At 41.1% G+C, this 7,631-nt stretch carries 10 protein-coding genes; 1 reads left to right on the top strand and 9 read right to left on the bottom strand.

The genetic code is table 11. The features are described from left to right. A partial coding sequence (locus ACQ76V_RS15805) for an NAD(P)H-binding protein (RefSeq protein WP_441001480.1) occupies window positions 1–627 on the bottom strand: 627 nt, incomplete at its 3' end. 37 nt (window positions 628–664) lie between these two features. After that, window positions 665–1,330: an NADPH-dependent F420 reductase gene (locus tag ACQ76V_RS15800; RefSeq protein ID WP_441001479.1), complete on the bottom strand. Its 666-nt coding sequence runs from the start codon at window positions 1,328–1,330 to the stop codon at window positions 665–667. Window positions 1,331–1,531: 201 nt separating this feature from the next. On the opposite strand from ACQ76V_RS15800, the gene ACQ76V_RS15795 reads away from it, so the two are divergent. Continuing rightward, window positions 1,532–1,813 carry a GNAT family N-acetyltransferase gene (locus tag ACQ76V_RS15795; protein ID WP_441001478.1) on the top strand — a complete coding sequence of 94 codons (282 nt, stop codon included), beginning with the start codon at window positions 1,532–1,534 and terminating at the stop codon, window positions 1,811–1,813. Here the strand turns inward: ACQ76V_RS15795 and ACQ76V_RS15790 are convergent. From ACQ76V_RS15790 to ACQ76V_RS15760, 7 genes are all read right to left on the bottom strand, one after another. Further along, window positions 1,810–2,385 (bottom strand): Crp/Fnr family transcriptional regulator, encoded by a 576-nt coding sequence (locus ACQ76V_RS15790; RefSeq protein ID WP_441001477.1) that lies wholly within the window; start codon window positions 2,383–2,385, stop codon window positions 1,810–1,812. The genes ACQ76V_RS15795 and ACQ76V_RS15790 overlap by 4 nt on opposite strands. A gap of 155 nt (window positions 2,386–2,540) precedes the next feature. Continuing rightward, on the bottom strand, window positions 2,541–3,080 hold the full coding sequence (locus tag ACQ76V_RS15785; RefSeq protein ID WP_441001476.1) for a YceI family protein: 540 nt from the start codon (window positions 3,078–3,080) through the stop codon (window positions 2,541–2,543). A 125-nt stretch (window positions 3,081–3,205) separates the two neighbouring features. Beyond that, window positions 3,206–4,120: a nucleotidyl transferase AbiEii/AbiGii toxin family protein gene (locus tag ACQ76V_RS15780; RefSeq protein ID WP_441001475.1), complete on the bottom strand. Its 915-nt coding sequence runs from the start codon at window positions 4,118–4,120 to the stop codon at window positions 3,206–3,208. Next, window positions 4,113–4,730: a type IV toxin-antitoxin system AbiEi family antitoxin domain-containing protein gene (locus ACQ76V_RS15775; RefSeq protein ID WP_441001474.1), complete on the bottom strand. Its 618-nt coding sequence runs from the start codon at window positions 4,728–4,730 to the stop codon at window positions 4,113–4,115. The genes ACQ76V_RS15780 and ACQ76V_RS15775 overlap by 8 nt, the downstream gene beginning before the upstream one ends. 96 nt (window positions 4,731–4,826) lie before the next feature. Next, window positions 4,827–5,855, bottom strand: a complete 1,029-nt coding sequence (darG, locus tag ACQ76V_RS15770; RefSeq protein ID WP_441001473.1) for a type II toxin-antitoxin system antitoxin DNA ADP-ribosyl glycohydrolase DarG — start codon at window positions 5,853–5,855, stop codon at window positions 4,827–4,829. Next, window positions 5,855–6,502 (bottom strand): type II toxin-antitoxin system toxin DNA ADP-ribosyl transferase DarT, encoded by a 648-nt coding sequence (gene darT, locus ACQ76V_RS15765; RefSeq protein ID WP_441001472.1) that lies wholly within the window; start codon window positions 6,500–6,502, stop codon window positions 5,855–5,857. Before darT ends, darG begins: the two co-directional genes overlap by 1 nt. A 159-nt stretch (window positions 6,503–6,661) precedes the next feature. Then, window positions 6,662–7,631 (bottom strand): type I restriction enzyme endonuclease domain-containing protein (locus ACQ76V_RS15760; protein WP_441001471.1); only part of this gene is annotated, 970 nt, incomplete at its 5' end.

The following is a 7,631-nucleotide window of genomic DNA, read 5'->3' as shown; positions in this document are numbered from 1 at the left end:
CAAGTCAGCAATTTCATCAAGCGTGTAGGCTTGCGCTGAAGTAATTTCGTAGATGCTGTTTTTGTGTTGTTCTGCATTGGCCAGTCCGTTTGCCAAGGCCTCGGCCATCTCTGAGCGCAGTGCCAGGTTGATGGCGTTGCCATCGGATGGAAAGGCCCAATGGCCCGTTTCTAATGCATCGCCCAAAAAGAGCGGTAGAAACTCCATATAAAACGCATTTCGGTAAATGGTATAGGAGATGCCGGAATTTTTAATAAGCTTCTCCGTTGCAGCGTGATCAGGCGAAAGTGGACTCAGCTCTTTGTCTGCCTCTACAATGCTGGTGTAGAAAATCTGCTCCACACCGGCTTCTTTAGCGGCTTGAATCACGTTGTTGTGCTGATCAGTCCGTCCTTCCAACGTGCTCGAAGAGATCAACAGCAACCTGTCGATTCCTTCAACAGCCTTTTCTATTGATGGATAATCGGTGTAGTCACCAATCCTTAGCTCAACTCCTTTTTCTTTGAGTTCAGCACCTTTTTCTTCACTCCGGACAAGGCCGGCAATATCCGAATCAGGATTATTCTCCAGTAAAAAGTCAATGGTTTGCGATCCTAAATGTCCGTTTGCTCCTGTAATAAGTATCATAGTGTTAAATAGTTTGTTGTTAGTCTTAATGTGTGAGTTAACTCCGTAGTATCTTCCAGCCGGCCAACCACTGGTAATCATTCCTGCGAATTATCTTCATGAGTAGAAACTGCATGCGTTCCAGGGTACGACTGAAGACAAGGTTATCAATTTTAATAGGATTGAATCCTACCGTCTCAACCATTTCAGTAACCGTTTCAAGGGCTTGCTCGTCGTTACCCGCGATAAAAGAATCGAACTTCTGGCCGTCAATGACTGGCTGATCAAAGTCAGCGGCAAAGGTGGTATTAAATGCTTTTACTACGTTGGAATGTGGTAACCACTGTTGTAGCTTTTCCGCTGCACTGGTATCCGGTTTTGTAGTTAATTCATCGGAATTTTCATCTACAGGATTAGCAATGCTGACTACCGTCTTTTGTGTCGCCACATCCTTTATTTTTTCGGCAATTTCCTGTTCCTGATCATGCGGAACGGCCATGATGATAATATCGGCTTCCCAACCACAGCCGTGGGCACAATCCATCGCCTTCACATCAGTGTTGGGATATTCCTGATCTATTTCTTCGGTAAGCTTAGGTAATTTACTGTAATCCTGATCAAACAGGAGCAGACGATAGTTCCCGCCGGCAACATGTTTTGCAATTGCGGAGCCCATACTCCCGCCAGCTCCGATAATCGCGATGGTTTGCTTGGTAATAGGCATAATCAGTGTGTTTCTATTTGCGGTTTCATTTTGTTACCGCAAACTTAATTCGCCACAGAGCCCTTCTCATTGATATGTGCTAAGAAAAATCCTTGACATATATCAATAAAACATTCGCTGGCAAGTTATCGCTGTTAACTATGATTTGATTTATATAGTATTGCATAACAATAAATACTAAGCTCTACTTGATGTAGCAATATGGATATTCAACACAAAGATGAAGACAGCAAAGGGTCATTTTTTGTAGAAAAGAATGGAGAAATGGAAGCCGAAATCACCTACTCAAAAGCTGGAAACAGCAAAATAATTATTGATCACACTGAAGTCTCGGATTCATTACGCGGTGAAGGAGTTGGTAAAGCCTTAGTCGAACATGCGGTGAATTATGCTCGTGACCATGAATTGACGGTCATTCCACTTTGTCCCTTTGCTAAATCAGTTATAGAGCGAGATGAGTCGCTACAGGACGTGCTAAATTAGCCGCCAAAATTACTGCGAACCCGGCTTAGTGTTTCGGGACTCATTCCCAGATAGGAAGCCACCAAATTCAGTGGCACGCGATTCATAAACTCGGGATTTTGTTCTATCAGACGGCTGTACTTTTCTTCAGCGGTAAGTCCAAGCGCATTTTCCGCGCGCTGCTGCAAGGCCACATAGGCATTCTGCACGATAATACGATGGTAACGCTCGTAGGCGGGGATTTCATCCAACAGTTTTTGGTGATTTTTCCGGTCAAGCATCAAAAGTTCACTGTCTTCAAGCACCTCGATATTTAAGGTTGTTGGCTTACCAGTGAAGAAGCTTTGAAGATTTGCCATCCACCAACCTTCAAAGGCAAAACGTATGACATGCTGGTTGCCTTTTGAATCGACCGTGTAAGAATAGAGTGCCCCCTTTTCCACAAAAGCTAATTCGCGGCAAACATCGCCTTCTTGAAGCAGAAATTGTCGTTTGAGCATGCGCTTGGGACGGAAATTATTTTTGCACATCTCCCACTCTTCATCGTTTAACGAAACATGCTCCTGAAAACTTTCTTTTAGTACCTGGTACATTCTCGTTGTTGGCTTAGTTTGTTGCCGCCTTATTTTATGTAAACTGACTTATCACAGATATCTAAAAATGTACAGGGAATTATCAGGAAATAAAAAAGCGGATATCCTCCGGAAGAGAATACCCGCTTATAGGCGTATGGGACGTTAGTCGGCAGTTAATTTTTAATGAACTGTACATTTAATTGCAGTTTAATTTTATCGCCCACAACCACGTTACCAGCTTCGGTTACGGCATCCCAAGTTAGGCCAAACTCTTTTCGGTTGATGGTGCCTTCAACTTCAAAGCCAGCTTTGGTCTGTCCATACTGGTCTGTAACGGTACCGCCATGGACGACATCCAGTTCAATTTCTTTGGTGACCTCGCGGATCGTTAAATCCCCGGTTACCTTGTATTCTCCTTCGACAACTTTCTCAAAGTTTGTGGACTCAAATTTCAGTTGTGGATACTCATCAGCATTAAAGAAATCGTCTGACTTTAAGTGCTGATCACGATCTTCATTATTAGTGGTGATGCTGTCGATATCAGCAGTAAAGCTTGCTTTGGCATTCTTAAAATCGTCACCATCAGCTTCAATTTTTCCATCGTATGAGCCGAAGCTTCCGGTAACAGTCGAAATTACCAAGTGCTTTACTTTAAATTGTACTTCAGAGTGTGTTGGATCAATCTTCCATAAGGTTTTAGTTGCAGTAGTCATTGTGTTATTGCTTTGATGTTAAACAGTTTGTTCATGCTTAACATACTACTTGGACTCATGCCCTCCATTGATATATGACAGGAAAAACTCTTGATATATGTCAAGAGGACATCAAAATTGACCGACTAACTCCATCCCTCAGCTGGTTTCCAACTTTGAGTAAAATCAGACTGATCCTGAATTGAAATAGTTACAGGCCAAAGGAATGCTTTAACACGACCAACAATGGAGCTAAGCTCTTTTGGTAGTTGGTCATCGGATATTTTACCTATAAACGCTTTCCATTGCTTTTTCTTAGTCTCGTCCTCGTAAAAAGCCTCTGTTAGGGCTGTTGGTAATTCTGTGGGAATATCAGTCTCTCTGCGACTAAAGGTTTCTTTAATTGCTCTCTGCATAACCGGGCCTTCAAACAACCTCTTCTCTGACAGAAAGTAAATATCATAAAAATCTTTCATGCGACTATTGGCTATATCCAGGTTAACCATAGCCTGATATTTCTCCGCTATGGAGCTTTCCAACGTATATGCACGAATCTTGGGAGTATCCTCATCCAAGATTGAAGGATACTCTATCCACAGCGGTTCCGGAGTAATAACATCACCAAACCCAAGATCAATTTGAATAGTAATGCGGGCATTCCCCAAGTTCCCTCGGACTTTGACCCGAATCCCATCGTATTCTTCCTGCTCTCGTATCTCTTCGCCTTCCACGCTATCAGGATCAAATATCAACCCATCGCCTTCAATATTGATATTGCAACATTCTCTAAAGATTTCTTCAATATCAGAAATTGCGCTACTTCCATATTTAAGTACATCGATATCTCTGGTTGCTCTTAACTCTGATATACCGGTCGCTCTTAGAAGCAGTGCTCCTTTTAGCACAAACTCCTCTGCATTGGGTAATTTGCTCATCCGTAACAGGAACTTCTCCATCGCATAGTATTGCAGCAACTCGTTAAACGGTCTACCGGTCTCCCTGGCTTTATTCAATAGACGTTGATGTACAGAATCAATTATTGCCTGCTTAGATTTAGCCATTAGCTATACTCTCCATATAAGGTTTAATAACTGTTTTAACGCGACAAATTTCCGCATAGTGGAGTATATCCTTATAGCTTGCCTTGCCTTCTTTAACTCCTCTTTCGAGAGCTTCTATTGCTATATCCTGTCCAATCTTATTCCGGAACTTAAAACAATCGGCAATGGTCTTGGCCGGACTATAGAGCTGTACTTTTATATTATCTATCTCATACTCTTTCACACCTTCGGTGAGACTCTTACCAGAGAACCGATAGACTGATAGCGGAGGATAGTCCAGCTTAGGATCTCTACTTGTCCTGGGAAGGGCAATATGAACACTGTGTGGTATTTCAGTGGTCATCTCATGGAAATCAAGCGCGGAGACGAGACATACTCTTGCTTTGGGAATCTTCGTTGCCACAATTGCCAGATCGGGATTTGAAAGCGGTCCTTTGTCTTTAAGCTTATAAACTCCACGTTCAAGCTTTGTGATGTACCCATGCTCAAGCATATGATAAAGAGTGCGCCTGTAAATCCCTTTATCCAGGGCTTCAGACATTCTTAGCACTCCATTCTGTTGCTTAAAGACATTTATGGCTTCTTCTATTTTTTCGTCGGAAACATACATGTGTAACAAATTGCATACATTTATTTATAAGTGTATGCGTTTTGGTACATATATGCAAATTAAGGTAGTACAACTCACTCAACTATCATATATTAATCAGGTATAAAGATCCGACTGCTCAAGCCGTTGATAGGCTACTTTTAGATGATGGTCTTTCATTATTGATCTTTTCCGGTTGGTCCAATTATGAACTTCATTTTTGAGCTCATCAAAACTTATATCAGGCTTATTCTGTTTGATATAATCAACAGTAGCCAATAACTCTAACCCATAAGGTGACTCAAAACCTTCAATAAGGTCTAATAATTTTTGAACCCTTTCCTTTTGAGATGGATCTAACTTTTCTTTTACAAAACTTTTAACTCGTTCAAGCTTATCTTCTACCAAATGAACAGTAGTATCGGGTTTGTTTCGCTGTGATTTGTACTTTATGTAAAATCCATTTATATGCTTTAGCAGATGATTCAGATTGTGAGCATAAGGTCCATAGTAACCTTTTTCATGTTTTAATCTCAAAGGCTCACCTAACCTTTGTAAAAAGTATGCTGCCTTTTGCACCACAAGTAAATTTATCTCATAGCCCAATACTCCATATTCATCAAGAGCATGTAAAAGCATCGCTCTTCCTGAAGTAAGCTTAACTTCTTCTTTTTCTTTTATTTCCTGATCATTGTACCCAGGTTCAAATATTATAAACTCATGATCCTTAGCTAATGGAGACAAATAATGTTCCATTATAGGTTTAACTTCATCCCAGTTGAGTTTACCATTGCCACAACCTAAAGGGGGAATTGCAAGAGACTTGATATCATTATCTTTAATAATATTAACTAATGATTCCATTCCCTTCTCGATATAGGAAAGCTTTGAGGGGTGTCTCCAATGCTTCTTAGTTGGGAAATTAATAATGTATTTTGGTTGAAGCAGGCCAGTTTGAGTAACAAAGGGTGCTCCTATCCTTACCTTCCCTTCATCTACTGCTTTCTTATACTGTTTAAAATTATCTGGATAAGCCTTTTTGAAAGCTAAAGCAATGCCCTTACCCATAACCCCAACAGTATTTACGGTATTTACTAAGGCTTCCGTATCCGCCTTTAGAATATCACCCACTTTATATCGAATCATTAATAATAGTAATTACGTTTTATTTTGATTGCACAAGTAATACTCCGTGCCTGTAATAATTGTTCAACTCTTTGCTTAGCATTATCATTATATACAATAATACCTTCAACTGCATCCCAAGACAAAGATTCATGAACTAAAAACTCAGCCTGTTTCCGCCTTTTTCGATCCAGATCATCTTCTCTATCAGACCAGTATTTAGAATAAACAATATCCCAATCAACGCTATCCAAGTTACTCAAATCTTCAAAACAACACGAGAAACTATGATATGCGTGGCCATCAAAGAATACATAACCACAACCATTATCCTCTATCTCTTCAACTGTTGTTACTAAATATATTATATCTTCCTGATTCCTTTTAGTAACATTATTATAACCATTCTTAATTTCATATAACATAGGAGAACGAGGACCAAAATAAAATGCCACATAATCTCTAAAAGTCCCACCTGGCCCCTTCTGAATTGTCTTAGCCCCCCTTTTGCTTATAAGAGAAGTATCACCTATCCCAGTATAAGCTGGATCTTTATTAGGATGATTAGGGCTCCTTAATTCTTGTTCATCTAAAATAAACCCTAAATTATCAACATGGATAATTCTGAATAAGTATACAGGACTTGGTATGGAGCTCGAGTTCGACATTAATTACCTTCATACTAATTTTTACTTAACTTATAATTATTCTTCCAACTCTTCCAAAGTCTGGCGTAAACTGGCCAACTTACCATACACACAAGATTCGTCAATTATATTTTTATATCATAGGTACATATATTCAGATGACATCTTATGTTTTAAACCCTAATATGACTGATATACATGATCAAACACCTCGTTACAGGTTTGGGCAAAGAGCTGGCGGTCGTACTTGTCAGGTAGGATGCTATCCAGCTCTTTTTCGATGGTAACCTTCACATCCGCGATGCGCTGCTGCTGTTTAGTCCAGTCCATCACGAGCTTCTCCTGCTTAAGCTTTTCAATCAGCTCGGTAATGCCCTCCTTGATCTGATCGCGTTCTTTCTTCGTCAGCTCTATCTTCTCGTGCTGGGTAACGATATCAAATACCGCCAACTGCTCTTCAGAGAGGTTTTCGCGAACATGGCGTTCCTGCTCCTCGTTTAGATCCTGGACGAAGTTAAACAGCTCCTCCAGCTGCATCTCTACCGACACGCTATAATTGTTGTACTTATCGATCATCTCCTCGTAGCGCTCCTTGAAATCCATGCGGGTGCGGTTCTGCTCGACCATCTCTTGGACCTGCTGCTCGATCTTGGTTTTCATCTTCTCCAGGGCCACACGCTTGTGCTTCTTTTTGCTAAAACGCTTTTTCAGTTTGTCAAAGTCAACCTGCCCAATATCAATAAGCTCATTATCTCCATCGATTGTAATGGGTTCGCTGGCAATGCCCTCATCTAACTTCTTCTCAATCTCCTTCTTCACCTCTGATATATCATCGTTTTTCTCAGGACCGATGATCTTAATGCGATCCTTAATGGCTTTCAGGGCCGAACGCACCGGCAGGAATTCCTCGGCGTCCGGGTCGGGCAGGATGGCTTTGTAGAGCCGATCCACTACGTTGGCCTTCTTCATAAACTCTTTCTTCTTCTCGTCGTTGATGATCACTTCTTCTACGGCATCATCGACGGAATCGCCCAGCTCTTCGTACTCCACGATGGCCCGGGCAAACTCTTTCTGATATTTAGAGGCCTCAAAGCCTTCGGCCTGGATAATCTTATCGAGATCCACATCCTGCTGCTCACAGAATTCTTTG

This window comes from Fodinibius sp. SL11 (assembly GCF_052060035.1).
In the GTDB taxonomy this organism is placed as follows: Bacteria; Bacteroidota; Rhodothermia; order Balneolales; family Balneolaceae; genus Fodinibius.
This window is presented reverse-complemented; position numbering and strand designations above follow the sequence as displayed.